Origin of the sequence: Mesorhizobium sp. INR15 (assembly GCF_015500075.1) — a bacterium.
In the GTDB taxonomy this organism is placed as follows: Bacteria; Pseudomonadota; Alphaproteobacteria; order Rhizobiales; family Rhizobiaceae; genus Mesorhizobium.
The window spans coordinates 2,755,745-2,777,979 of record NZ_CP045496.1; the positions used below are offsets into that span (position 1 = coordinate 2,755,745).

Consider the following 22,235-nt stretch of genomic DNA (forward strand, 5'->3'; position numbering starts at 1 on the left):
TTACGACGTGAGCCCGGGCTCATGGGCATCCAGCCAGCGCCAGGCATCCTGGGTTGTCTGGAAAATCTGATCATTGGTGTCCGGCGTGACGGACCGGTCGAGATCCTTCAGTCCGCTGGCCGTCACGACCGCAACCACGCGGTCCGTCGCGGCGATGATGCCCTTTTGGCGCAATGTCGAGATCGCGATCAGCGGTGTAACCGATGCGAGTTCGGCAAAGATCCCTTCCTCGCGGGCAAGGCGCTCCTGCATTGCGACCAGACCCTGGTTGCCAACAGGCACGGCGTGGCCGTGGGATTCGCGAAGCGCCTTCAACGCCTGGAAAGTGCTGCGCGGCGTGCCGATCGAGACGGCAAGGCTGTCGAAGACCATTTGACGATCCGCCAGCGCATCGGCGCCGCTCGCGAGCGCCGCTGCCAGCGAACCATGCACTTCCGCCGCGACGAGCCTGGGAAGGCGCGTGATCGCGCCGTGTGCGAACAGCTCGCAAAAGCCTGACCAGAGGCCGGACAAAGCATCGCCATAGCAGACCGGCAGGACGCACCAGTCCGGTGCGGTGCCACCCGATTGCTCCACGATCTCGTAGGCCATCGTCTTGTAGCCTTCTATTCCGAGCGGATGGCTTCCAACGACGGGGCCGTGATAGGGGGAGGCGATGAACCAGTCGTAGCGGTTCGCCGCCTGCGCAAGCAGCGACCATCGATCCATTTTGGTGACCAGCGGGAGAACCGTCGCGCCATATTTGCGGATCTGCGAGAGCATCGCGCCGGCGGATCCCGCGAAGGTGGTGACGATGCATTTCAGTCCAGCCCGGGCAGCGTAAGCGGCCAGCGAAGCGCCGGCGTTTCCCGACGAGGCGGTCGCGACGATCTTTGCGCCACGGGCTCGCGCGACGCTGACGGCGACGGTCGAGAAGCGGTCCTTATGCGACCAGGTCGGGTTGCGGCCCTCGTCCTTGATTGCAAGGTCTGCCACGCCGAGAAAAGCGCCGATGCGCGGCGCCGCGAGCAGCGGCGTCAGGCCTTCGCCCAGCGTCACGGCGTCCTCGGCCGCGCAAGGCAGCATCGGTGCGAAACGCCATAGCGAGCCTGCTGTGCTGGCGCTGCCGAGCGGGTGAGGGGGCGCAGGCGAATATACCGGCCGGAGATTTGCCGGCGCGGTTGCGCGGCACGTTTCGCATCCTCTGGAGTCGATGGCGAGATCGGCTGGATAGGCGGCGCCGCATCGGATGCAGGCGAATTCAGTGAGCCGGTTTCGATCCACGTCACTGCTGCTTCCTTCGACCTTGGAATGCGCGGATCTGCTGCTCAAGACCTCGCGAAACGGCCGGCTCGTCATGGCAATTCCTTTTCCAGGAAACGATGAATTCGCCGGTCGTTTCAAACAGTCAACGGTACGGCTGTCAATGCGGAATGTGCACTATAGTGTGTCGCACCATAGTGCGCGCCGTAGCATCCGTTGTTTGATGAAACTTCGCGGCGTTTTCGGTCTGAACGTGCAGCGGCTGCGCAGGGAAAGAAAACTCTCGCAGGAGCAGCTGTCTTTCATTTCGGGGCGCACGCGGGCTTATATCAGCAGCGTCGAGGCCGGCCGCCGCAACGCCACTCTGGACACGGTCGAAATCCTGGCAAAGGCCTTGGGCGTCGAACCGGCGGAGTTGATTTCGGCAAGCCAGGGACATCGGCGGCCTGCTCGCGTGGCGAAACAGGTTGCATCAAAATCAGCCGAGTGACGTGATCAGCGTTCGATAGGTTATTGAACTGGCTAATATTTCTTTGTATTTGCCCCGGCTAATGAATCCTTCAGTATACATTCGCAGCAAGTCCCATTGAAGGTGACGTCTCTGCTCGCTTAAGTTGTTGCCGGGATTGGGCCTGACATTGGTCGAGGTCTCCAATGGAAAATGATAGTATTGGTGAGCTCTTTGCAGCGATTTCAAGGATCGACACTGGGCGGTCGGCGGATGCGATCCTGCAAGAGTTTCGCTCTGCCATGGCGCGATACGGACTGCGTCATTTTCTGATTACCGGTTTGCCCGTCCCGCATGACACGGCCTGGCAGCGAGAGATTCTGGGCGATGGCTGGCCGCCCGAATGGTCCCTTCGCTACCTCAAGGAAGATCATTTTCCGCACGATCCCTGCGTGGCGCAATGCCGGCATTCGCCCCAGCCGTTCCGGTGGAACGACCTGCCGGCGGGAAGGATGCTCGCGCGCGCGAAACTGGTGATGGACGAGGCGGCGGAGTTTGGAATGCGGGAAGGCATCTGTGTCCCCATTCACGTGCCACTGGCGGGTCCAGGCGTCGTCACCGCCGCGAGTGATCGGATCGACGTGCCGGCGAGCGCATTGCCACTTATCGAAACGCTTTGCGTCCACACGTTCCGACGTCTCTCGGGGCTGGAAGCGAGCGGCCAAGGCAGTGGGGCCGCGCCCCTGACGGCGCGTGAGCGCGAACTGCTGCAATGGAGCGCGGAGGGCAAGTCGAACGAAGACATAGCCTGCATCCTCGGCCTGACCCGGAACACGGTCGAAAGTCATCATCGCAACATTCGCGGCAAGCTCGATGCGATCAACGTTTCGCATGCCATTGTCAAAGCTCTGCGAAGGCAGGAAATCCAGATTTAGCAATACCTGAATACCGTCATACGTGCGCCAAGCGCGGTTTCCTACGACGTCCGGCTGGAGGCGTCATGGTTCGTATTCATCTGGTTACCTGGGCAAACAGGAAGCACTACAGGAAACTTCTGGAGCGCTATTTTCGCATCAGGTACGACATTTACGTCAGGCAGAGGCGGTGGCGCGCCGTCGCGCGGCCGATCAACATCGAGATCGACGCCTTCGATACCGAGCATGCGCGGTATCTTCTGGCGCTTGATACCAACGGCAAGATCGTTGGTGGCTCGCGCCTTGTCCCGACGCTGGAGCCGCATTTGATGAGCGAGGTGTTTCCTGTTCTCGCCGGGGGAACGCCTCCGCGAGCCGCGGATATATTCGAATGGACGCGTTTCTTCGTCATCCCTACGCTTCGCACGGCAGGTGCGTCTTCGCCTGTCGCGGGGCTGGTCCTGTGCGGCCTTCTCGAAACGGCTCAAAGACTCGGAATCCGACAGATCAGCGTTGTCTGTGAAGCGTTCTGGCCGAAACGCCTGCGCGCACTTGGCTGGACCCTGACTGAGCTGGGCGCGGTTCTTGAACATCCCGACGGAGACATTGTCGCACTTCTGATCGACGTCACGCTTCAGGCAATCCAGGCGACGCGCCGTGCCTATTCCATCAGCGGAGCCATCCTCGCGGATGAGGCTTAGCCCGGCCGATACGCAAGCGGTTGGGGGGAAGTTCGCGGACCGCCGACTGTTGTAGCGTATTGTGTCGCGCCCGCGAGCGCGGTAGTCAGCCTTATGGCGCGGCAAACCCTGTTCTTCCCCTTATGAGGCCCCTTGTCCTGATATCCTCAAAGGATCCGGATTTTTTCCTGGTCTTCGGACACATACTTTCGGTCGCGGGCTTCGACACACAGCTCACCGGAGACAAGGAAGTCGCCCGCCTCACCGAGGTGGCAAAGCCACTCGCGGTGATCCTGGACTGCCAGGCGGGCGACGGTGCTGTCATAAAACAGTGCATCTTGTTGAAGTCGACCGCGGCAACGAACGGCACCCCGGTCGCGGGCCTGGTCGCGCCAGGTTCCGGCAAGCTGCACCTGGATCTGATCAAGGCCGGCGTCGACGAGATCTTTTCGCGGCCGTTCGCGCCGGAACAGCTTCTAACCTGGCTGCAGGGCAGGGCCGGCACAGCAAAGCTGTCACGCGAAACTGTATCCGGCGACCTGGTACAGGGTGATTTTCGGCTGGAGCACAGGACCCACCAGACCTTCTTCAGGCAAAAAGAGATCATGATGCCGCCGATCGAGTTCAGGCTGTTACGCAGCCTTCTGGCGAATCCCGGCAAGGTCTTCAGCCGGGAAGCGCTCGTTGCGACCGCGTGGCCGGAACACGCGGCCGCGACCGACGTGCGGGGTGTCGACGTGCATATCGCACGGTTGCGCAAAAGGCTGCGCGCCTGCGTCGGGAGCGATGTGATCAGGACCGTCCGCTCGGCCGGGTATGCCTTCGCGCCGGATTGGTAACCGGCAGGCACTTTCAGCCAGATCAGGCAATCGCGTTTGTTCGATGCGATTCCTGCTGGCCTTCAGGCCGCGTCCTCTCAATGTCTCAGGATCGTATCGAGGAACAGCCGGGCGCGCGGATGAGCGGTCGCCGCGAAAAAGTCTCTGGAAGCAGCGTGCTCGACAATGCGGCCCGCATCCATGAAAACAACCTCATCCGCGACTTCGCGTGCGAAGGCCATCTCGTGGGTGACGCAGATCATGCTCACGCCGTCTCGCGCCAGCGCGGTCATGACGTCAAGCACTTCCTTGATCATTTCCGGGTCGAGAGCCGAGGTGGGTTCATCGAAAAGCATGATGCTTGGATCGAGGCAAAGAGCGCGCGCGATCGCCACCCTCTGTTGTTGCCCGCCCGATAGCTGAGCGGGATAAGCGTTCGCTTTTTCAGGGATGCGCACTGCTTCCAGATGATGCATCGCGATCTCCTGCGCCTCGCGTGCCGATTTGCCAAGCACCCGCCGCAGCGCCAGCGTACAGTTTGCCAGTACGGTGAAGTGGGGAAAGAGGTTGAAACTCTGGAACACCATGCCAGTTTGCCGGCGCGCAGTCGCCGCGTCGCGAGCGCCTCGCCCCAGCGTCAGTCCCTGGACCTGAATTGCCCCCTTCTGGAAATGCTCAAGACCGTTGATGCAACGGATCAGCGTCGACTTGCCGGAGCCCGAGGGCCCGCAAACGACAATGCGTGCACCCATTCGAACGGTCAGGTCGATGTTGTTCAAGACGTGCAAGGGGCCGAACCATTTGTTCAGGCCTTCGATCCGGACAATGGGTTTTGGCTGAGCCGCCGAAAGGGTGTCTTGAGCTGGCATCAGCGGCGCCCGGTTGCAAGCAGACGCTGCTCGATGCGCTTGACCCCATAGGAAATGACAAGCGCCAGCGCGAGAAACAGAATGCCGGCGACGGTGAGCGGCTCGGCGTACCGATAGGTTTCGGATGCGATGTCAAAAGCACGTCCCAGCATTTCCGGCACGGCCAGAATCGCGAGATAGGGGGTCGCCTTGAGGATCGACACGAGGTAGTTGCCCAGCGGCGCGGCGATGTTGCGCAGCATCTGCGGTGCGATGACGAAAATGACCGTATCGCGGCGGTTGAGCGACAACGCTCGTGCCGCTTCCTGCTGGCCCTTCGGGATAGCATCGATGCCAGCCTTGAAGACCTCGGCGAGGTAACCGCTGTAGTAGAGGCTGAGCGCCAGGATGCCCACCGTCATGGCACCAAGACGGATCCCATAGAAGGGCAGGACGAAATACAGGAAATACAGCCAGGCCAGAACCGGCGTCGAGCGGATAAAGTCGATCAGAAAGCGCACGGCAAGGCCTGGCACGCCGCCCCCGCGGCGGATCATTTCGAAGCCAAAGCCGACAACCGAGGCGCCCACGCAACTCAAAACGGTGGCAATCAGGGTGGCCCCGATCGCCCCGAGAATGGTCGGGATCGTCGATAATGCGAAGCCTGCGTCAAATCCCACGGGATGTTCCTCTTCCGGAGTTGATCCGCGCCTCAAGCCACCGGCCTGCGAGCGCGATCGGATAGCAGACGACGAAGAAGGCAAGCAGCAGCGCCGAATAGATCGCGACCGGATTGTATTCTGTCTGCGCGATTTCCTTGGCGCGGAACGTCATGTCCGTCAGCGTCACCAACGACACGAGCGCCGTCGCCTTGACGAGCTGTATAAGGGTGTTGACGAAGGTCGGGCTCATGGCAACGAGGGCCTGCGGCAGCTCGACCAGGAGCAGAATCCTTGAGCGTGAGAGGCCGAGCGCCATGCCGGCTTCGCGTTGGCCGGCAGGCAGGGACTGCAGGCCGGCGCGAACGGCCTGGCTGGCATAGCCGCCGGCGTTGAGACCGAGCACAAGGGCACTGACCGTCAGCGCCGACAAAGTGACCCCAACGACTGGCAGCACATAGTAGAAGACGAACAGCAACACGATGACCGCGGAACTGCGCCAGAACTCGATCACGGCGGTGACCAGAAAGCGTGTTATCCCACGGCTCAGAAACTGCGCGATGCCAAAAACAAGCGCGAAGGGAACCGCGAACACCAGGCCGTAAGCGGTGACCGCCGCCGTGGTGCGAAGCCCTTGCAGAATGCCGAGCCAGATATCGAACGTGCTCACAGGGCGCCACCTGCCTTCGCGATGCGGGATAGCGACGTCAAGGGGACCGGTACCTCCCGATGGCATCCGAAACAGCCGGTTGTTCGCCGAGGCATTCCCGAACCCGACCTCATGACATCCTCCGTATCGGCAAGGGCGATCGGCTGGATGACCATCCGTCGCTGGCTCCTGATAGATCGAGCAGTCGATGCTTGTCAATAAACATGTACAAATTATTGCATTTGTACATGTTTATAAGAAAGAGCTGATCAGGCGCCATGCAACGTCATGGCTTCTCCTCCGTGACGCCGCCGTTCGCTTCTCTTTGCACGCCATGCCACGGGGAGGACCGAAAGGTGTTGAACCGGGCTGATCCGGGGTCTTCTTGATCGTCCCCGGCCGGGACCTTTCCGATTGTTCCCGGCCGAGACAGGGACAAGATGGTCATCTCGCATAGCAATACCGAGGGAATGGCGCGCAGTTCGCGCATGTTGCGCACCGCGCTTGGACCAGCCATCACGCGGTTCCTTGACGACCCAGCAATCGTGGAAGTCATGCTGAACCCGGATGGCCGCATCTGGGTGGACAGGCTTTCGCAAGGGCTGGCCGATACGGGAGAAACGCTGCGGCCTGCCGATGGCGAGAGGATCGTGCGGCTCGTCGCTCATCATGTCGGCGCCGAAGTGCATTCCGGTTCCCCGCGCGTCTCGGCCGAGCTGCCGGAAAGCGGTGAGCGTTTCGAAGGCCTGTTGCCGCCGGTGGTCGCAGCACCTGCCTTCGCGATCCGCAAACCCGCCGTCGCCGTGTTCACGCTTGATGATTATGAGGCGGCAGGCGTCATGACCGCTGGCCAGGCCGCGATCCTGTGCGCCGCCGTTGCTGGGCGCGCCAACATCCTCGTCGCCGGCGGCACCTCGACCGGCAAGACGACGCTGGCCAACGCACTGCTGGCCGAGGTCGCAAAAGGTGTGGACCGGGTTGTCCTCATCGAGGACACCCGCGAACTGCAATGCGCCGCTCCCAACCTTGTCGCCCTGCGCACCAAGGAGGGCGTCGCCACGTTGTCCGACCTTGTTCGCTCCTCGCTGCGCTTGCGGCCCGATCGCATCCCCATCGGCGAGGTGCGCGGCGCCGAGGCGCTGGATCTCCTGAAGGCATGGGGCACCGGGCATCCTGGCGGCATCGGCACCCTTCATGCCGGTTCCGGGATTGGCGCCCTGCGTCGGCTGGAGCAGCTGGTCCAGGAAGCCGTCGTCACCGTCCCGCGCGTGCTGATCGCCGACACAATAGACCTTGTCGCGGTCCTCGCCGGTCGCGGTTCAGCGCGACGGCTGACCGAGCTCACACGCGTCGAAGGGCTCGGGCCCGATGGCGATTACCGCACCGTTGAAGCCAGCTTGAACAACACGGGAGAGAATTCATGATCCGCATGCTCGCGCGCCTGTGCCGCGATCGCGTCACCACCGCCGCGGTCACTCTTGCCGTCAGCCTCGTGCTGGTGCCGGCAGCCCATGCGTCGGGCTCATCGATGCCGTGGGAGCAGCCGCTTGAGAAGATCCTGCAATCGGTCGAAGGACCGGTCTCCAAGATCATGGCCGTCATCATCATCATCGTCACCGGGCTGACATTGGCATTTGGCGACAGCTCTGGCGGCTTCAGGCGGCTGATCCAGATCGTTTTCGGCCTGTCCATCGCCTTTGCCGCGTCGAGCTTCTTCCTGTCGTTCTTTTCCTTCGGCGGCGGGGCACTGATCTGATGGCGACGGCTTTCGAACAACTCGATGCCGTGCCGGGCTGGACGGTTCCCCTTCATCGGGCGCTGAGCGAGCCAATCCTGCTTGGCGGCGCGCCCCGCGCGATCGCGATCCTCAACGGCACTCTTGCCGGTGCGGTCGGCCTTGGGCTGCGGCTCTGGCTGGCCGGCCTCCTCATCTGGGCCCTCGGCCACTTCTGCGCGGTCTGGGCCGCCCGGCGCGATCCGCTGTTTTTCGAAGTCGCGCGACGGCACCTGCGGCTGCCCGCGCATCTCGCGGTTTGAGGTCTCTCGATGATGAGCCTTGCCGAATATCGACGGACCGCCAGCAGCCTTTGCGATTACCTGCCCTGGGCCGCGCTCGTCGCGCCAGGCATCGTGCTCAACAAGGACGGCAGCTTCCAGCGCACCGCGACCTTTCGCGGCCCCGATCTCGATTCCGCAGTCGCGGCCGAACTGGTCGCGGTCGCCGCGCGCATCAACAATGCGTTTCGTCGCCTCGGCTCGGGCTGGAGCATCTTCGTCGAGGCGCAACGCCACGAAGCGGCGATTTATCCCGAGAGCGCGTTTCCCGATGCGGCGTCCGCTCTGCTCGACGCCGAGCGCAAAGCCGGTTTCGAAGAGGCAGGCGTTCATTTCGTCTCGAGCTATTTTCTCACCTTGCTGTTCCTGCCGCCGCCTCAGGACGCGGCGCGCGCCGAGGGATGGCTCTACGACGGCCGCGAGCAATCGAGTGCGGATCCCCGCGCGATCCTGCGCGCCTATGTCGACCGGACAGGGCGTGTGCTGTCCCTGCTCGACGGACTCATGCCCGAATGCCGGTGGCTCGATGATGGAGAAACGCTGACCTATCTGCATTCGACGGTCTCGACCAAACGCCATCGGTTGCGCGTTCCCGAGACGCCGATCTATCTCGATGCGCTTGTGGCCGATGAGGTCCTCGCCGGTGGGCTCGAGCCACGCCTTGGTCATCAGCATCTGCGCGTGCTCACCATCGTCGGCTTCCCGACCGCGACAACGCCTGGCCTGCTCGATGATCTCAATCGGCTCGCCTTCCCCTATCGCTGGTCGACGCGGGCGATCCTGCTCGACAAGACCGATGCCGCCAGGCTCCTGACCAGGATCCGGCGCCAGTGGTTCGCCAAGCGCAAGAGCATCGCCTCGATCCTCAAGGAGGTCATGACAAACGAGACGTCCGCGCTCATCGACACCGACGCCGCCAACAAGGCGGCGGATGCGGATGCCGCGCTGCAGGAACTCGGCGCCGACATGGCGGGCATGGCCTATGTCACCGCGACCGTCGCCGTGTGGGATGCCGACCCGCGCGTCGCCGACGAGAAATTGCGGCTCGTCGAAAAAATCATCCAGGGCCGCGACTTCACGACAATCGTCGAGACCGTCAACGCGGTTGAGGCCTGGCTCGGCTCCTTGCCGGGGCACGCCTACGCCAATGTCCGCCAGCCTCCCATCTCAACCCTCAATCTCGCCCACATGATTCCGCTGTCCGCGGTGTGGGCGGGACCGGAACGGGACGAGCATCTGGCCGGTCCTCCCTTGCTTTACGGCAAGACCGAAGGCTCGACCCCGTTCCGGTTGGCGCTTCATGTCGGCGATGTCGGCCACACCCTGGTCGTCGGCCCGACAGGCGCCGGCAAGTCGGTGCTGCTGGCGCTGATGGCGCTTCAGTTCCGCCGCTACGACAAGGCTCAGGTCTTCGCCTTCGACTTCGGCGGCTCGATCCGCGCCGCCGCGCTCGCCATGCGCGGCGACTGGCACGATCTGGGTGGCGGGCTGACCGAGGGCGCCGAAGCTTCCGTCTCGCTGCAGCCGCTCGCCCGCATTCACGACACATACGAGCGCGCCTGGGCGGCCGACTGGATCGTCGCGATCCTCACACGCGAGGGCCTCCATATCACGCCTGACGCCAGGGAGCATATCTGGGCGGCGCTGACATCGCTTGCCTCGGCGCCGGTCGAGCAACGGACGCTGACTGGCCTCGGCGTGCTCCTGCAGGCCAATACGCTGAAGCAGGCGCTGCGGCCCTATTGTGTCGGAGGACCTCACGGCCGGCTGCTTGACGCCGAGACCGAACAGCTCGGCCAGGCCTCCGTGCAGGCATTCGAAATCGAGGGCCTGATCGGCACGCAGGCCGCGCCGGCCGTGCTCTCCTACCTGTTCCATCGCATCGGCGACCGGCTCGACGGACGTCCGACGCTGCTCATTATCGACGAAGGCTGGCTTGCGCTCGATGACCGGGGTTTCGCCAGTCAACTGCGCGAGTGGCTCAAGACATTGCGCAAGAAGAACGCCAGCGTCGTCTTCGCCACCCAGTCCCTGTCCGACATCGACAGGTCCGACATCGCGCCGGTGATCATCGAGAGCTGCCCGACCAGGCTGTTGTTGCCAAACGAACGCGCGATCGAGCCGCAGATCACCGCTATCTATCGCCGCTTCGGCCTGAATGACCGACAGATCGAGATCCTGGCGCGCGCCACGCCCAAGCGCGACTACTACTGCCAGTCCCGACGCGGCAACCGGCTGTTCGAGCTCGGCCTGTCCGAAGTTGGCCTTGCGCTTTGCGCCGCGTCCTCCAAGGCGGACCAGGCCCTGATCGCCAGCGTCGCCGCCGAACATGGCCGCGACGATTTTCTCGAGGCCTGGCTGCACGCCCGAAACATCACCTGGGCCGCTGATCTCGTTGCCGGATTTTCATCGCTCAACCTCGAACCCAAGAAGGACGTCCAGTCATGAACACTTATCGTTCGCGGGCACACATGCTTTTGCTCAGCGCCATGCTCGCGGTGCCGCTCGCTGTCCCGGCGACGATGCTGACAACACCAGCCCGGGCATTCATCGTCTTCGATCCTTCCAACTACGCGCAGAACGTTCTGACGGCCGCGCGGTCGCTTCAGCAGGTGACGAACCAGATCACATCGCTGCAGAACCAGGCCCAGATGCTGATCAACCAGGGCCGTAATCTCGCCAGTCTGCCTTTCTCCTCGCTCCAGGAGCTGCAGCAGTCGGTGCAACGCACGCAACAGCTCCTCAATCAGGCGCGGAACATTGCCTTCGACGTCCAGCAGGTCGACAGGGTGTTCCAGGAGAAATACGGCAAGGTTTCCCTCTCCGCGCCGGAGCAGCAGCTTGTCGCGGACGCGCGTTCGCGATGGCAGTACACCGTCGGCGGTCTGCAGGACGCGATGCGGGTGCAGGCAGGCGCCGTCGCGAACATCGAAACCAACCGCGCGCAGATGTCCTCGCTGGTCGGCGCCAGCCAATCGGCGGCGGGCGCGCTGCAGGCCACGCAGGCCGGCAACCAGCTCCTGGCGCTCCAGGCCCAGCAACTGGCTGACCTCACGGCTGTTGTCGCCGCCAATGGACGCGCCCAGGCGTTGAGGGACGCGGAAATGTCCGCGGCCGCGGAGCAGGGGCGCGAGCAGCGCCGTCGCTTTCTGGCCGCCGGATCCGGTTACGCGGCCGGCAGTGCCGCGATGTTCAATCGCTGAGGCGCTGGGACATGGATGGCAAGACCCGTCTTCGCCTAGGTGCCCTGGTCTTCGCCGGCGCCGCCCTTGGCGCTGCCGCGCTCGCGATGACGCACACGAAGGGAGGTTCGGCCGGATCGCCCTCGCGACCGCCGATCGCCCTGGTGCCAAGTGCGCTGCGCGAAGGCCTTCGCCACTGCCAGGGCCTCGGTGAGGCAGCGCTGCTCGATACCGATTGCACGCGCCTGTGGGCCGCGCAGCGCGATCACTTTCTGGGCTTCAGACGCCCGCCGGCGAATCCGGCATCGGGTGTTGCGGCCTCGAGCGCTGACGGGACGCGATAGACATGGGCAACACCGGTGTCATCGATGAATTCCTCGCCACATTCACGCGCTATATAGACAGCGGCTTCGGCCTGCTCGGCGGCGAAGTCGCCTTCGTCGCCACAACGCTCATCGTCATCGATGTGACGCTCGCCGCGCTTTTCTGGAGCTTTGGCGCCGATGAAGACATACTGGCCAGGCTTGTCAGGAAGACGCTCTTCGTCGGTGTCTTCGCCTATCTGATTTCCAACTGGAACAGCCTGGCGCGCATCGTTTTCGAAAGTTTTTCGGGTCTTGGCCTGAAAGCCAGCGGCACCGCCTTCTCGGTTCAGGACCTGCTGCGGCCCGGCAAGGTCGCGCAAACCGGCCTCGATGCCGGACGGCCTTTGCTCGAGGCCGTCTCCGGCTTGATGGGCTATGTCTCCTTCTTTGAAAATTTCATCCAGATCGCCTGCCTGCTGTTCGCCTGGGCTCTGGTGCTGCTCGCATTCTTTATCCTGGCGGTGCAGCTCTTCGTCACGCTGATCGAATTCAAGCTGTCGACACTGGCCGGTTTCGTCCTCATCCCTTTTGGCCTCTTCGGCAAAACGGCCTTCATGGCCGAGCGGGTGCTTGGCAACGTCATTTCGTCGGGTATCAAGGTGCTGGTGCTGGCCGTTGTCATCGGTATCGGCTCGACGCTGTTCGGGGAGTTTACCCGGGGCTTCGGCGGCGAGAGCCCGACCATCGATCAGGCTATGGCCATCGTCCTGGCGGCGCTGTCATTGCTTGGGCTCGGCATCTTCGGCCCCGGGATCGCCAACGGTATTGTTTCGGGCGGACCGCAACTGGGCGCCGGCGCTGCCGTCGGCACCGGCCTTGCGGCGAGCGGCATGGCTGTCGCGGGCTCCGGCGCTGCCGGTCTTGCAGTGCGCGGCGCAACAATCGCATTCCAGGGCGCGGCGTCGGCAGCGCGCGGCACGGCTTCGCTCGCGGGCGGCGGCTCGGCGGCTTACACGCTCGGCGCGGCCGGACAGGGAGGCGCTGAGGGCGTTGCCTCTGGCGTCAGCGGCATCGCACGCGCTGGCGCGGTTGCTGCTGCCACACCGTTCAAGCGCGCTGCGGCGCATGCCGGTCAATCGCTGAATTCGAGCTTTGCCGAAGGTGCCAGTTCGGCTGCCGGGATTACGGGCGGCTCTTCCGCCAAGCCTACGGTTGCCGTCCCGCCGGCCTCGGCTCTTTCTCCAGGGCCCGGCAGCCCATCCGGCGCTCAGCCCGAATGGGCCAAACGTTTGCAGCGATCCCAGCGCCTGTCTCATGGCGCCCAGACTGCCGCCCATGCCGTGCGCGCCGGCGACAGCCACGGCGGCGGTGCATCGATTTCTCTTTCTGAAGGCGAATGATCAATGAATGTCTTTCGGCGCCCCGCTGTCCATTACGGCAAGACCCCTCAACCGGAAACGCCTTACCAGAAGGCAGCGCAGATCTGGGACGAGCGCATCGGCTCCGCTCGCGTCCAGGCACGGAACTGGCGCGTCATGGCGTTCGGATCGCTTGTCTTGTCGGCCGGCCTCGCAACCGCGCTTGTCTGGCTGTCGTCGCGTGGCACCGTCGTGCCCTGGGTGGTGCAGGTCGACAGGCTCGGGCAGGCTCAGGCAACCGCTCCGGCTGTCGCCGGCTACAAACCAACCGATCCTCAGATAGCATGGCATCTCGCCCGGTTCATCGAGCAGGTACGTTCCATCCCCGCCGATGCGATCGTCGTGCGCCAGGACTGGCTGCGCGCCTATGAATGGACCACCGATCAAGGTGCCGCGGCGCTCAACGATTACGCGCGCGCCAACGACCCGTTTTCAAAGGTCGGCAAGCAGCAGGTTTCGGTAGAGGTGTCGTCGGTCATCCGAGCCTCGCCGGCGTCGTTTCGCGTTGCCTGGATCGAGCGTCACTACGAACTTGGCCAGCTCGCTGGAACGGAACGCTGGACGGCGATCCTGACAGTCGTGACGCAGCCGCCGAGCGACGCAGAGCGGCTTCGCGCCAATCCGCTCGGCATCTACGTCAACGCCATCGACTGGTCGCGGGAGATGAGCCAATGACCTCGGCGTCGCGTCTTGTCACGGGAGGCTTGCTGCGGGCCGGACTGGTTTCGGCAGCGGCGCTGCTCGTGGGCTGCGCCATACCACCGAAGAAGCCGCCGAACATCCGTTACGATCCCGACGTTCCGCCTTTGGCGGCGCTGCCGAAGCTCGCGAAAGAGGAAAGGCCAAGGCCGCTGCTTGTGCCACCAGGGTGGCCCCCAGCGCGTGGCGGGGCCGCTGGCGAGGCACCCACGGGGCGGGTCGAGAACGCCAACGCGGCCGCGCGCGTGGAACCGCGCCGCGAGGGCTACTACAACGCCATCCAGATCTATCCCTGGAGCGAAGGAGCGCTTTACCAGGTCTACGCCACGCCGGGCCGGATAACCGACATCGCTCTCGAGCCGGGCGAGAGCCTTGCAGGCGAGGGTCCGATCGCGGCAGGTGATACGGCGCGCTGGATCATCGGCGACACCGAAAGCGGTTCCGGTGCCACCCGGCGCGTCCATGTCCTGGTGAAACCCTCGCGCGCCGACATCGTGACCAATCTAGTCATCGCCACGGACCGCCGCAGCTACATGCTCGAACTGCGTGCGGGGGCGAAGCCGTATATGCCGGCCGTCGCTTGGTCCTATCCGGTCCTGCCGGCGGCGGTTCAAAAAGCCGTCCCGACGACGCCGGTCATACCCGAGATCGCCGCACGCAACTATCGCTACGGCCTTAGCGGCGATGCACCGCCCTGGCGGCCCGTGAACGCTTACGATGACGGGCGCAGGGCCTACTTGGAGTTTCCCCGGGGGATTGTTCAAGGCGAAATGCCACCGCTCTTCGTCATCGGTCCGGACGGCGAGGCCGAGATCGCCAACAGCCGCGTCTACCAGAACATCCTGATCGTCGACCGTCTCTTTGGCGCGGCCGAACTGCGTCTTGGCAGCGGCGACCGGCAGCAGACGGTGAGGATCGCCCGCACCGATTGGGGAAAACTGGATCGGCGGCGGCTGTTGCCAGGCGTTGGCGCCGCGCCGGAGGTGCCGGGCACAAGGACAAGGGGAGGGCAACCATGACCGAGAAGGATATCGCTCTCGAACCGATGCGGCTTCGCGCCGATCCGCCGCGCGTGACCCGTCTGTCGCGCAAGGTTCTCGCAGGCATTGGGTTGGCCACCTCGCTCAGCATTGGCGGCGCGCTGATATACGCGTTGCGGGACAGCGACACGACCGGGCAGGGCGAGCAGCAGATCTTGACGTCCAATCGGCAGCCCGCCGACGGACTGGCAAGCTTGCCGCGCGACTATTCCGGTCCGATCCTTGGGCCGCCGCTGCCTGGCGACCTGGGCAGACCGATCCTCGATGCCCAGAACAAGGGCCAGGCTGTCGTGCCGCCAATGATGGCGGCCCCGGCGGTGGACGAAGCAGAGCAGCGCCGGCAGGCCGAAGAGGAGGCGGCCAGAACCTCGCGCGTCTTCTTCCAGCAAGGACAGACAGGCGCGGTGCCTGCCGTTGCGCCTGGATCGCTTTCCGTGCCGGGTCTTGACGAGCTCGCTCAGCAGGGCGGCCAGCCGAATGCGCAGGACCATCAGTCCGATTTCCTCGGCGCCGCCGCGGATCGCCGCACCGTGGCGCCTGATCGCATCATGCCCCCTGCGTCACCTTATGTGCTTCAGGCCGGGGCTGTGATCCCGGCCGCGCTCGTCACCGGCATCCGCTCGGATCTGCCTGGTCAGGTCAGTGCCCAGGTGACCGAGAATGTCTATGACAGTCCCACCGGCCGGGCGCTCATCATTCCACAGGGAACACGCATTGTCGGCCAGTACGACAACGGCGTTGGCTTCGGACAACGGCGCGTGCTGCTTGTCTGGAACCGGCTGATTTTTCCCGATGGACGCTCCATCGTCCTCGAGCGGCAGCCCGGTACTGATGCGCGGGGCTATGCCGGTCTGGAAGACGGCGTCGATTACCATTGGTCGGATTTGTTCAAGGCGGCGGCACTCTCGACGCTTCTCAGCGTCGGCGCGCAAGCCGGCTCCTCCGGCCAGGAGAGCGACATCGCACGCGCGCTGCGCAGCGGCACTTCGGAAAGTGTCAACCAGGTCGGCCAGCAGATCGTCAAGCGCCAGCTCGACATCGCGCCGACGCTTGCGATCCGGCCCGGCTTCCCCGTTCGCGTCCTTGTCACCCGCGACCTTGTGCTTGAACCTTATGGAGGCTGAATATGCCCAAGCTGAAACTCGCTGCGATCACCGACGACAGGCCGGTCAAGATCACGGTGGAATTGCCCGCTCCGCTGCATCGCGATCTGGTGACATATGCAGAGATTCTTGGGCGCGAGGCGGGGCAACCCATTGCTGACCCGGTGCGCCTGATCGCGCCGATGCTCGAGCGGTTCATCGCGACCGATCGCGGCTTCGCGAAAGCAAGGAGGGAGAGGCACTAGTCCAGGGATGCCGGCAAAGCGCGCATCAAGGGTCTACTCAATAGGCAGTGGCCGCGCGTGCTTCACTTGCCCTAACGCAAAGCTCGATTCTATCGACGCGACCCCTTCAAGCCGGGTGAGCGTGCGCTTCAGAAAAGCCTCATAGGCTTCCAGGTCCTTTACGACGATGCGCAACAGATAGTCACGCTGTCCTGTCATCAGGTAGCACTCCACGATCTCCGGCCAGCGCTGGACCGCCGTTGCGAAACGGTCGAGTTCCTCCTCGCGCTGCCGCTCAAGCTTGATCGAGGCGAAGACGCTGATGGGCAATCCGACTTTCAACTGATCGACGACCGCGACATAGCTGGTGATGACACCGGCTGCTTCGAGATTGCGGACCCTGCGGGCACAGGGAGATGGCGACAATCCGACCGCGTCGCTCAGCTGCTCGCTCGTGGCATGCGCGTTGGATTGCAATATCGCCAGAATTTTGCGGTCAATACTGTCGATCGCGATTTTTGACATTTTTGGTCTCCAAGGCGAACAATATTCGTCGATATAGCCAATTGGATGGCATTTCGCAGCATGAATTAGCCGAAATTGCTTTCGGCTCTCGTCTATCTTCGGATCCGTCAAATGAGGGCGGCATGATGGACACACAACAGCTCAATCTGCTGACGGCGCTAGAGAGAAAGGTCCTGTGGCTCTCCACCTGGATGATCCACAACGCCAATCACATCCGGCCAAACGAAGACGGGCTGAAGGTCGGCGGCCACCAGTCATCCTCCGCCTCATTGGCAACGATCATGACGGTCCTCTACTTCTCGGTTCTTCGGCCCGAGGACAGGGTGGCGGTCAAGCCGCATGCCAGTCCGGTCTTTCACGCCATCCAGTATCTTTTTGGCAATCAGAGCCGCGAAAAGCTTGAGAATTTTCGCGGCTATAAAGGGGCCCAATCCTACCCCTCGCGGACAAAGGATACAGACGACGTCGACTTCTCGACCGGTTCCGTTGGCCTGGGCGTTGCCCAGACTTTGTTCTCGTCGCTTGTGCAGGACTATCTGCGCACCAAGGGGCTGGGCAAGCAGCTGCCAGAAGGGAAGATGGTTGCCCTGATCGGCGACGCCGAGATGGACGAGGGCAATATCTTCGAGGCCCTTCTGGAGGGATGGAAGCATGGGCTTCGCAACACATGGTGGATCGTCGACTACAACCGGCAAAGCCTCGACGCGGTCGTGCGCGAAGGCCTGTGGGAACGATTCGAGTCGCTTTTCAAAAACTTTGGCTGGGACGTGGTCCTGGTCAAATACGGCCATTTGCTGGAAGCCGCTTTTTCAGAGCCGGGCGGCGCGGCGCTCAAACAATGGGTGGATGACTGTCCCAACCAGCTTTACTCCGCTCTGACATATCAGGGCGGCGCGGCATGGAGAAAACGGCTGCTTGATGATATCGGAGACCAGGGCGCGGTATCCAGGCTCATAGAAAGCCGCAGCGACGAAGAATTGGCTCAGTTGATGACCAATCTTGGCGGTCACGACTTGCCGGCACTGGTCGAGGCCTTCGCCGCCGCGCGCACACATGATCGGCCGGTCTGCTTCATCGCCTACACCGTCAAGGGCTTTGGTCTGCCGCTCGCCGGCCACAAGGACAATCATGCCGGGCTGATGACCGCGGCCCAGGTCGACAAATTGCGCGCCGCGCATGGCGTCAGGCAGGGCAGGGAGTGGGAGCCTTTCGAGGGCCTTTCGCAAGCATCTGCTGTTGCTGACTTTGTCCGCGACGCCCCGTTCAATGCCAAAGGACGAAGACGCTACGCATCGGCTCGTGTCGATGTGCCGGCGGTGCTGAGCGTGCCGCCGCAACCGCAGATGTCGACCCAGCAGGGTTTCGGCCTGCTGATGCATGAGATCAGCAAGCGGGATGATGAGTTCGCTCGCCGCATTGTCACGACATCACCGGATGTCACCGTCTCGACCAACCTTGGTGCCTGGATAAACCGCCGCGGACTGTTTGCTCGAAACGAGATGGCCGATCTCTTCCGCAAGGAACGAATTCCATCGACTTTCAACTGGGATTTCTCACCTGGCGGGCAGCATATTGAACTCGGCATCGCCGAGATGAACCTCTTCATCCTGCTTTCGGCGCTGGGCCTTTCGCACTCGATCTTCGGAGAACGGTTGCTGCCGGTTGGGACGCTCTATGATCCGTTCATCAAGCGGGGCCTCGATGCCCTGAACTACGCCTGCTACCAGGACGCCCGCTTCATCGCGGTCGCGACTCCGTCAGGCGTGACGCTGGCGCCGGAAGGTGGCGCTCACCAGTCGATAGCGACGCCGCTCATCGGCATGGCGCAGGACGGCTTGGCCGCTTTCGAGCCCGCCTTCGTCGACGAGTTGGCGGCGATCATGCGGTTTTCGTTCGAATACGTTCAGCGCTCGGGAGATTCCGGTCCGGACGAGACGACCTGGCTGCGGGACGCGGTCGGCGGCTCTGTTTATCTGCGGTTGTCGACGCGTGTAATCGAGCAGCCGAAGCGCACGATCGGGTCCGAACTTTCCGGGCATATCGTCAACGGTGGTTACTGGATGCGTGAGCCTGGGCCGAATTCGGAAGTCGTTGTGATCTACACCGGCGCCGTAGCTCCCGAGGCGATCGAAGCGGTCGGCATGATGGCAGAGGACAGGCGAGACGTTGGACTGCTTGCCGTGACCTCGGCCGATCGGTTGAACGCCGGCTGGACCGCCGCCCAGCGTGCGCGTGAACGCGGCTTGCCCGGTGCAAGGAGCCACATTGAAAGGCTTCTGGACCAGGTGCCCGTGAACTGTACCCTGGTGACGGTCGTCGACGGCCATCCGGTCACACTTGCCTGGATGGGGTCCGTGCACGGTCACCGCATCCGGTCGCTTGGTGTGGAGCATTTTGGGCAGACCGGCACCGTCGCCGATCTGTATCGTCACTACGGCATCGATGCTCAAGGAATAACGCTCGCGGCGGAGGTGATTTCAGGCGGCAGACCAATCAGGCATGTGCGTGTCGCCGCCGCCTAGCGGCTTCCGAGGGCGGAGTGGGGAAACCTGGATTGGCATTCAGGCCTTTTGCGGATGAGCATATGCGAACAGATTTCTACACGAATGGCTGCGCGAAAACCCCGCGACCATCAGCAGTACCGTCGTCATCTGGTCGCCAACGCAATACAGAGAATGATGCGCGAAGCATCGGCATGGAGGAGATTGAGAAGACGGTCCGCGTCCTGAAACGGTACTCGATGCCACCGTGCACGAGCCTGGCTTGCCTGAATTGGCGCCGGCTCGTCCGACGCGCCTCATGCGCTTTTGTGATCCATTTGACCGCACGCCAAATTGAAGCGCGAGCAAGTTGGCGCATGCGTCTTCTGGCGACCGGTTGTCGTGCATCATTGCAGCGAAGACCCACGCCTATACGCGGACGATTTATCGTCCTGGCAGAAAACTGTCGGCCTGGAGGCGCATGGCTGCGAGGGTTAAAGCAATCGCGGCATTGGCCGGCGGCCTCATCATATGAAGGCGACCGTCAAAGCATCGCCATGCGGCAACGCTCAAATTATCCTCGTCATCTTCATCGAGATCAAGCTCGACTATCCGAGCATCGCAGGGTTGCTGGTCAATCTCGATCTTCCATCCATGGATGGATTTCGCGGTGATCGCTGCGACCTCAGCCAGGTTGGAGGTGAGGTATGGCAAACCCAATTGCGCGGCTTCTTCAGGCGTCCCGGGCTCATTGATCCATCCCATCACATAGCAGATGTCGATATCGAGTTGCCGATCGGAACCGGTGGCCGTTTCCAGTCGTTCAATGACCTCCTGGTAGCGCTGCTGTCTGTCAACCCAGGTCGCCAGGTTGGCAGTCTTCACCTTCGGTTCGCCAAGACCGAACCCCAAAACGCCGTGCGCTAGAACGATCTTATCTTCAGGCCAGCTTGCACAACAGGCTTCAGATGCCTCTCTCTCGGCCTCGAACCAGACGCCAGCCGCTGCCTCTTCTTCCTCAGTCGGCTGCTCCCCCTCAGGAAACCCTTTCATGTCCCACAGTTCTAGCGCGAGCATGCCACTCATGGCATCTTGGATGGATATGCCAGAGCGTTCGAATGCTGCCTTCGCGGCGGCGACCCCTCTGGCGAGTTCCTTCGACGTCGCGTTCTCGATTACCAATCGAAGTGGCATCGCTGCCTCCTGCACCAATTCCGCAGTCAGTGAACAAAATAGGAACACGTAAGTCAATGCCCTGTCGACCGATGAAGAATATTTTCCGGATTCGTTGGCGAATATGAGCAGGTCAGGGCGACGGTAAGCGTCGAAATGCACCAGCAGGCGAAAATGCGACGGAATACCTCTGCCCGCTCCCCATCCAATGTGGCGGCGGCAATGTCAGGAAGCTGATCTGCCACCTATCCGCAGGAAGCGGTGCGTGCCGTTGTCGGACAACGTCGCGTGGATCGATAGAGCTCGGCGTGCGTTAGAGGAGAGACAAAGGAGCGAAAAATGGTCGACGATAAAGACGATCGCATTCGGCGCCGTGCCTATGAAATCTGGCAAAGAAGTGGCGAGGGCCACGGCGAGCATCAGCATCACTGGGATCAGGCGAGCGCCGAAACTGAGCGTGAAGACAGACAGCCAGGCGAACAGGCCGGTGCGGCAATGCCTGGCGCGGTCATCATGCCGGCAGGCGAGCCGGACCCTCTCGCTGCCGAGGCGCTCGGGATGAGCGGCGATGAGCGGGGTCGCCCGTCGATGGGCGAGGCAATGTCGACCAAACGCCCGCGTCGACCGGGCACCTGACAGAGGATTCCATGGTAAAGAATGTCGATCAGGCATTGCAGGACGCGATCCTGGCAATACGTATGTTGCGCAAGTCGATCGTTGATCATGGGCATCTCGGGGCGATGATCGGCCTCGACAGAACAATGGAAAGTGCTCTGGCTGAAGCCGAACGGGCCGCACTTGAACTGCAGCAGAAAAAGCCAACCTGAGCAAGCCTGCTGTGAGATCGCCACATGCTGCCGTGCGGTCGGGTAGGTGCCCGGCAATAGCGTAAGTCGATCTTATGCCGCTCTATCCAGACTATAGTTTTGATCGAAACTCAGGGGCTCAAACGGTTGCCCCATTGGCAAAATGCAGCGGCCGTACTGCGCAAGCTGGAGCTTGGCCACCGAGGTTCTCTAATCTTCATCAAAACGTCCGCCTTCCCTTGATGGGTCGCGACTGATGGCCCGTTCTTCCTCATCGTCGGGCAATGCGTCGTCGCTGTTTTGGTAGGCATTGTCGTCGTCTTCCTCTGCGAGGTCGCGGTCCTTTTCGATGCTTGAGGCGCCGCCGTCATCTTCCGAGATAGTGTCAGGAGGAATCTTTGCGCCTTTGAGCGCGTCCCAGTCTTGCTCTTCGATCGACGGCGCCTCGATCTGTCCGTCGTCAATTCGTGTTTTGTGCGGATTCACTGTCGTTCCTCCTTTTGTATGACACGCTTTGCATCCAGGCTTCAGTCGTGTAGCCGCTTCCGTAACCCGCGACCCGCCGGGTCGATGGCTGCTTTGGTAACGAAGTCCTGTGCCGTCTCTGCCGCAAGCGCGGGCAGCGCAAAGGTGATCGCGGTGGCGATCGAAAGCGAAGCGACGCATAGGTTGAATGTCATGCGGGAGTTCCTTGGTCGGAGGGGACGATGTATCCCAACCTCCCGCCGACATGTTTGTTCCGGGCTGTTGCAAAGCTTGTGTTGGTCACCCCGTTTGACGGCGCTGTCCGCGCCCCCGCACGCGTCAATGAGGCTCAACTGCTCCACGCAGGGAACTTAAGGCCCTGAATCAGCTTATGGCTCGATGAGCGCACGTGGCCTGGATTTTTTGAACTGGATGGAAGCAACATCCCTGTTCGTCCGCGGATTCGGGACTGATGACACGCCTTGCCGATCGCGCGACTGCA

At 62.7% G+C, this 22,235-nt stretch carries 26 protein-coding genes; 18 read left to right on the forward strand and 8 right to left on the reverse strand.

Annotation, left to right across the window (positions count from 1 at the left end; all coding sequences use genetic code 11):
* Positions 1-1,065 (reverse strand): threonine synthase, encoded by a 1,065-nt coding sequence (locus tag GA829_RS13530; protein WP_374940399.1) that lies wholly within the window; start codon positions 1,063-1,065, stop codon positions 1-3.
* Positions 1,066-1,243: 178 nt separating this feature from the next.
* Between GA829_RS13530 and GA829_RS36625 the strand changes: the two genes are divergently transcribed.
* The 4 genes from GA829_RS36625 (at position 1,244) to GA829_RS13550 (ending at position 4,123) form a co-directional block, all read left to right on the forward strand.
* Positions 1,244-1,732 (forward strand): helix-turn-helix domain-containing protein, encoded by a 489-nt coding sequence (locus GA829_RS36625; RefSeq protein ID WP_258052273.1) that lies wholly within the window; start codon positions 1,244-1,246, stop codon positions 1,730-1,732.
* Positions 1,733-1,896: 164 nt separating this feature from the next.
* The gene (locus GA829_RS13540; protein WP_195178987.1) at positions 1,897-2,625 is read left to right on the forward strand and encodes a LuxR family transcriptional regulator; all 729 of its coding nucleotides are present in this window, start codon (positions 1,897-1,899) and stop codon (positions 2,623-2,625) included.
* A gap of 65 nt (positions 2,626-2,690) precedes the next feature.
* Positions 2,691-3,305 (forward strand): acyl-homoserine-lactone synthase, encoded by a 615-nt coding sequence (locus GA829_RS13545; protein ID WP_195178988.1) that lies wholly within the window; start codon positions 2,691-2,693, stop codon positions 3,303-3,305.
* A gap of 59 nt (positions 3,306-3,364) precedes the next feature.
* Complete coding sequence (locus GA829_RS13550) at positions 3,365-4,123, forward strand: winged helix-turn-helix transcriptional regulator (RefSeq protein WP_258052274.1); 759 nt, start codon at positions 3,365-3,367, stop codon at positions 4,121-4,123.
* A 77-nt stretch (positions 4,124-4,200) separates the two neighbouring features.
* On the opposite strand, the gene GA829_RS13555 is transcribed toward GA829_RS13550, so the two are convergent.
* From GA829_RS13555 to GA829_RS13565, 3 genes are read right to left on the reverse strand one after another with little or no spacing between them, the layout of a single operon-like run.
* On the reverse strand, positions 4,201-4,971 hold the full coding sequence (locus tag GA829_RS13555; protein ID WP_195178989.1) for an amino acid ABC transporter ATP-binding protein: 771 nt from the start codon (positions 4,969-4,971) through the stop codon (positions 4,201-4,203).
* Positions 4,971-5,630 (reverse strand): amino acid ABC transporter permease, encoded by a 660-nt coding sequence (locus GA829_RS13560; RefSeq protein WP_195178990.1) that lies wholly within the window; start codon positions 5,628-5,630, stop codon positions 4,971-4,973. The genes GA829_RS13555 and GA829_RS13560 overlap by 1 nt, the downstream gene beginning before the upstream one ends.
* The gene (locus GA829_RS13565) at positions 5,620-6,279 is read right to left on the reverse strand and encodes an amino acid ABC transporter permease (protein ID WP_258052275.1); all 660 of its coding nucleotides are present in this window, start codon (positions 6,277-6,279) and stop codon (positions 5,620-5,622) included. Before GA829_RS13565 ends, GA829_RS13560 begins: the two co-directional genes overlap by 11 nt.
* A 419-nt stretch (positions 6,280-6,698) precedes the next feature.
* Here GA829_RS13565 and trbB point away from each other — a divergent pair, with 419 nt between their 5' ends.
* Genes trbB through GA829_RS13620 form a run of 11 tightly spaced genes read left to right on the forward strand, consistent with a single transcriptional unit; the run spans position 6,699 to position 16,305 of the window.
* Positions 6,699-7,682 (forward strand): P-type conjugative transfer ATPase TrbB, encoded by a 984-nt coding sequence (gene trbB / locus GA829_RS13570; RefSeq protein WP_195178992.1) that lies wholly within the window; start codon positions 6,699-6,701, stop codon positions 7,680-7,682.
* Positions 7,679-8,014 carry a TrbC/VirB2 family type IV secretion system protein gene (locus GA829_RS13575; protein WP_195178993.1) on the forward strand — a complete coding sequence of 112 codons (336 nt, stop codon included), beginning with the start codon at positions 7,679-7,681 and terminating at the stop codon, positions 8,012-8,014. Before trbB ends, GA829_RS13575 begins: the two co-directional genes overlap by 4 nt.
* Positions 8,014-8,295, forward strand: a complete 282-nt coding sequence (locus tag GA829_RS13580; RefSeq protein WP_195178994.1) for a VirB3 family type IV secretion system protein — start codon at positions 8,014-8,016, stop codon at positions 8,293-8,295. Before GA829_RS13575 ends, GA829_RS13580 begins: the two co-directional genes overlap by 1 nt.
* A gap of 9 nt (positions 8,296-8,304) precedes the next feature.
* Positions 8,305-10,761: a conjugal transfer protein TrbE gene (gene trbE, locus GA829_RS13585; protein ID WP_195178995.1), complete on the forward strand. Its 2,457-nt coding sequence runs from the start codon at positions 8,305-8,307 to the stop codon at positions 10,759-10,761.
* Positions 10,758-11,516 (forward strand): P-type conjugative transfer protein TrbJ, encoded by a 759-nt coding sequence (gene trbJ, locus GA829_RS13590; protein ID WP_195178996.1) that lies wholly within the window; start codon positions 10,758-10,760, stop codon positions 11,514-11,516. The genes trbE and trbJ overlap by 4 nt, the downstream gene beginning before the upstream one ends.
* A gap of 11 nt (positions 11,517-11,527) precedes the next feature.
* Positions 11,528-11,839 carry a putative entry exclusion protein TrbK-alt gene (gene trbK-alt / locus GA829_RS13595; RefSeq protein ID WP_195178997.1) on the forward strand — a complete coding sequence of 104 codons (312 nt, stop codon included), beginning with the start codon at positions 11,528-11,530 and terminating at the stop codon, positions 11,837-11,839.
* A 2-nt stretch (positions 11,840-11,841) separates the two neighbouring features.
* Positions 11,842-13,200, forward strand: coding sequence for a P-type conjugative transfer protein TrbL (gene trbL / locus GA829_RS13600; protein ID WP_195178998.1), 1,359 nt, complete (start codon positions 11,842-11,844; stop codon positions 13,198-13,200).
* Positions 13,201-13,203: 3 nt separating this feature from the next.
* Complete coding sequence (gene trbF, locus GA829_RS13605; RefSeq protein ID WP_195178999.1) at positions 13,204-13,893, forward strand: conjugal transfer protein TrbF; 690 nt, start codon at positions 13,204-13,206, stop codon at positions 13,891-13,893.
* Complete coding sequence (gene trbG / locus GA829_RS13610) at positions 13,890-14,936, forward strand: P-type conjugative transfer protein TrbG (RefSeq protein WP_195179000.1); 1,047 nt, start codon at positions 13,890-13,892, stop codon at positions 14,934-14,936. Before trbF ends, trbG begins: the two co-directional genes overlap by 4 nt.
* Positions 14,933-16,081, forward strand: coding sequence for a TraB/TrbI/VirB10 family type IV secretion system protein (locus GA829_RS13615; RefSeq protein WP_195179001.1), 1,149 nt, complete (start codon positions 14,933-14,935; stop codon positions 16,079-16,081). The genes trbG and GA829_RS13615 overlap by 4 nt, the downstream gene beginning before the upstream one ends.
* 2 nt (positions 16,082-16,083) lie before the next feature.
* A complete protein-coding gene (locus tag GA829_RS13620; protein WP_195179002.1) occupies positions 16,084-16,305 on the forward strand; it encodes a DUF2274 domain-containing protein in 222 nt (73 codons plus the stop codon).
* A 33-nt stretch (positions 16,306-16,338) separates the two neighbouring features.
* Here the strand turns inward: GA829_RS13620 and GA829_RS13625 are convergent, their stop codons facing one another.
* On the reverse strand, positions 16,339-16,809 hold the full coding sequence (locus GA829_RS13625; RefSeq protein ID WP_195179003.1) for an Lrp/AsnC family transcriptional regulator: 471 nt from the start codon (positions 16,807-16,809) through the stop codon (positions 16,339-16,341).
* Positions 16,810-16,934: 125 nt separating this feature from the next.
* On the opposite strand from GA829_RS13625, the gene GA829_RS13630 reads away from it, so the two are divergent.
* Positions 16,935-19,331: a transketolase gene (locus GA829_RS13630; protein ID WP_195179629.1), complete on the forward strand. Its 2,397-nt coding sequence runs from the start codon at positions 16,935-16,937 to the stop codon at positions 19,329-19,331.
* A gap of 402 nt (positions 19,332-19,733) precedes the next feature.
* Here GA829_RS13630 and GA829_RS13635 read toward each other — a convergent pair whose 3' ends face one another.
* Positions 19,734-20,624 carry a hypothetical protein gene (locus tag GA829_RS13635; protein ID WP_258052276.1) on the reverse strand — a complete coding sequence of 297 codons (891 nt, stop codon included), beginning with the start codon at positions 20,622-20,624 and terminating at the stop codon, positions 19,734-19,736.
* A 177-nt stretch (positions 20,625-20,801) separates the two neighbouring features.
* Between GA829_RS13635 and GA829_RS13640 the strand changes: the two genes are divergently transcribed.
* Both GA829_RS13640 and GA829_RS13645 read left to right on the forward strand, forming a co-directional pair.
* On the forward strand, positions 20,802-21,098 hold the full coding sequence (locus GA829_RS13640) for a DUF2934 domain-containing protein (protein WP_195179004.1): 297 nt from the start codon (positions 20,802-20,804) through the stop codon (positions 21,096-21,098).
* Between the two features lie 11 nt (positions 21,099-21,109).
* Positions 21,110-21,289 carry a hypothetical protein gene (locus GA829_RS13645; protein ID WP_195179005.1) on the forward strand — a complete coding sequence of 60 codons (180 nt, stop codon included), beginning with the start codon at positions 21,110-21,112 and terminating at the stop codon, positions 21,287-21,289.
* A gap of 189 nt (positions 21,290-21,478) precedes the next feature.
* Here the strand turns inward: GA829_RS13645 and GA829_RS13650 are convergent, their stop codons facing one another.
* A complete protein-coding gene (locus tag GA829_RS13650) occupies positions 21,479-21,754 on the reverse strand; it encodes a hypothetical protein (protein WP_195179006.1) in 276 nt (91 codons plus the stop codon).
* A gap of 41 nt (positions 21,755-21,795) precedes the next feature.
* The gene (locus tag GA829_RS13655) at positions 21,796-21,948 is read right to left on the reverse strand and encodes a hypothetical protein (RefSeq protein ID WP_195179007.1); all 153 of its coding nucleotides are present in this window, start codon (positions 21,946-21,948) and stop codon (positions 21,796-21,798) included.
* Positions 21,949-22,235: the final 287 nt, after the last annotated feature.

Bases quoted from the DNA above. Each gene is read 5' to 3' on its own strand.
- GA829_RS13545 (WP_195178988.1), top strand. From the start codon at position 2,691: ATGGTTCGTATTCATCTGGTTACCTGGGCAAACAGGAAGCACTACAGG.
- GA829_RS13620 (WP_195179002.1), top strand. From the start codon at position 16,084: ATGCCCAAGCTGAAACTCGCTGCGATCACCGACGACAGGCCGGTCAAG.
- GA829_RS13655 (WP_195179007.1), bottom strand. From the start codon at position 21,948: ATGACATTCAACCTATGCGTCGCTTCGCTTTCGATCGCCACCGCGATC.
- trbB (WP_195178992.1), top strand. From the start codon at position 6,699: ATGGTCATCTCGCATAGCAATACCGAGGGAATGGCGCGCAGTTCGCGC.
- GA829_RS13575 (WP_195178993.1), top strand. From the start codon at position 7,679: ATGATCCGCATGCTCGCGCGCCTGTGCCGCGATCGCGTCACCACCGCC.
- trbK-alt (WP_195178997.1), top strand. From the start codon at position 11,528: ATGGATGGCAAGACCCGTCTTCGCCTAGGTGCCCTGGTCTTCGCCGGC.
- trbE (WP_195178995.1), top strand. From the start codon at position 8,305: ATGATGAGCCTTGCCGAATATCGACGGACCGCCAGCAGCCTTTGCGAT.
- GA829_RS13615 (WP_195179001.1), top strand. From the start codon at position 14,933: ATGACCGAGAAGGATATCGCTCTCGAACCGATGCGGCTTCGCGCCGAT.
- GA829_RS13530 (WP_374940399.1), bottom strand. From the start codon at position 1,065: ATGCTGCCTTGCGCGGCCGAGGACGCCGTGACGCTGGGCGAAGGCCTG.
- trbL (WP_195178998.1), top strand. From the start codon at position 11,842: ATGGGCAACACCGGTGTCATCGATGAATTCCTCGCCACATTCACGCGC.
- GA829_RS13630 (WP_195179629.1), top strand. From the start codon at position 16,935: ATGGACACACAACAGCTCAATCTGCTGACGGCGCTAGAGAGAAAGGTC.
- GA829_RS13625 (WP_195179003.1), bottom strand. From the start codon at position 16,809: ATGTCAAAAATCGCGATCGACAGTATTGACCGCAAAATTCTGGCGATA.
- trbJ (WP_195178996.1), top strand. From the start codon at position 10,758: ATGAACACTTATCGTTCGCGGGCACACATGCTTTTGCTCAGCGCCATG.
- GA829_RS13645 (WP_195179005.1), top strand. From the start codon at position 21,110: ATGGTAAAGAATGTCGATCAGGCATTGCAGGACGCGATCCTGGCAATA.
- GA829_RS13540 (WP_195178987.1), top strand. From the start codon at position 1,897: ATGGAAAATGATAGTATTGGTGAGCTCTTTGCAGCGATTTCAAGGATC.
- trbF (WP_195178999.1), top strand. From the start codon at position 13,204: ATGAATGTCTTTCGGCGCCCCGCTGTCCATTACGGCAAGACCCCTCAA.
- GA829_RS13555 (WP_195178989.1), bottom strand. From the start codon at position 4,971: ATGCCAGCTCAAGACACCCTTTCGGCGGCTCAGCCAAAACCCATTGTC.
- GA829_RS13640 (WP_195179004.1), top strand. From the start codon at position 20,802: ATGGTCGACGATAAAGACGATCGCATTCGGCGCCGTGCCTATGAAATC.
- trbG (WP_195179000.1), top strand. From the start codon at position 13,890: ATGACCTCGGCGTCGCGTCTTGTCACGGGAGGCTTGCTGCGGGCCGGA.
- GA829_RS13580 (WP_195178994.1), top strand. From the start codon at position 8,014: ATGGCGACGGCTTTCGAACAACTCGATGCCGTGCCGGGCTGGACGGTT.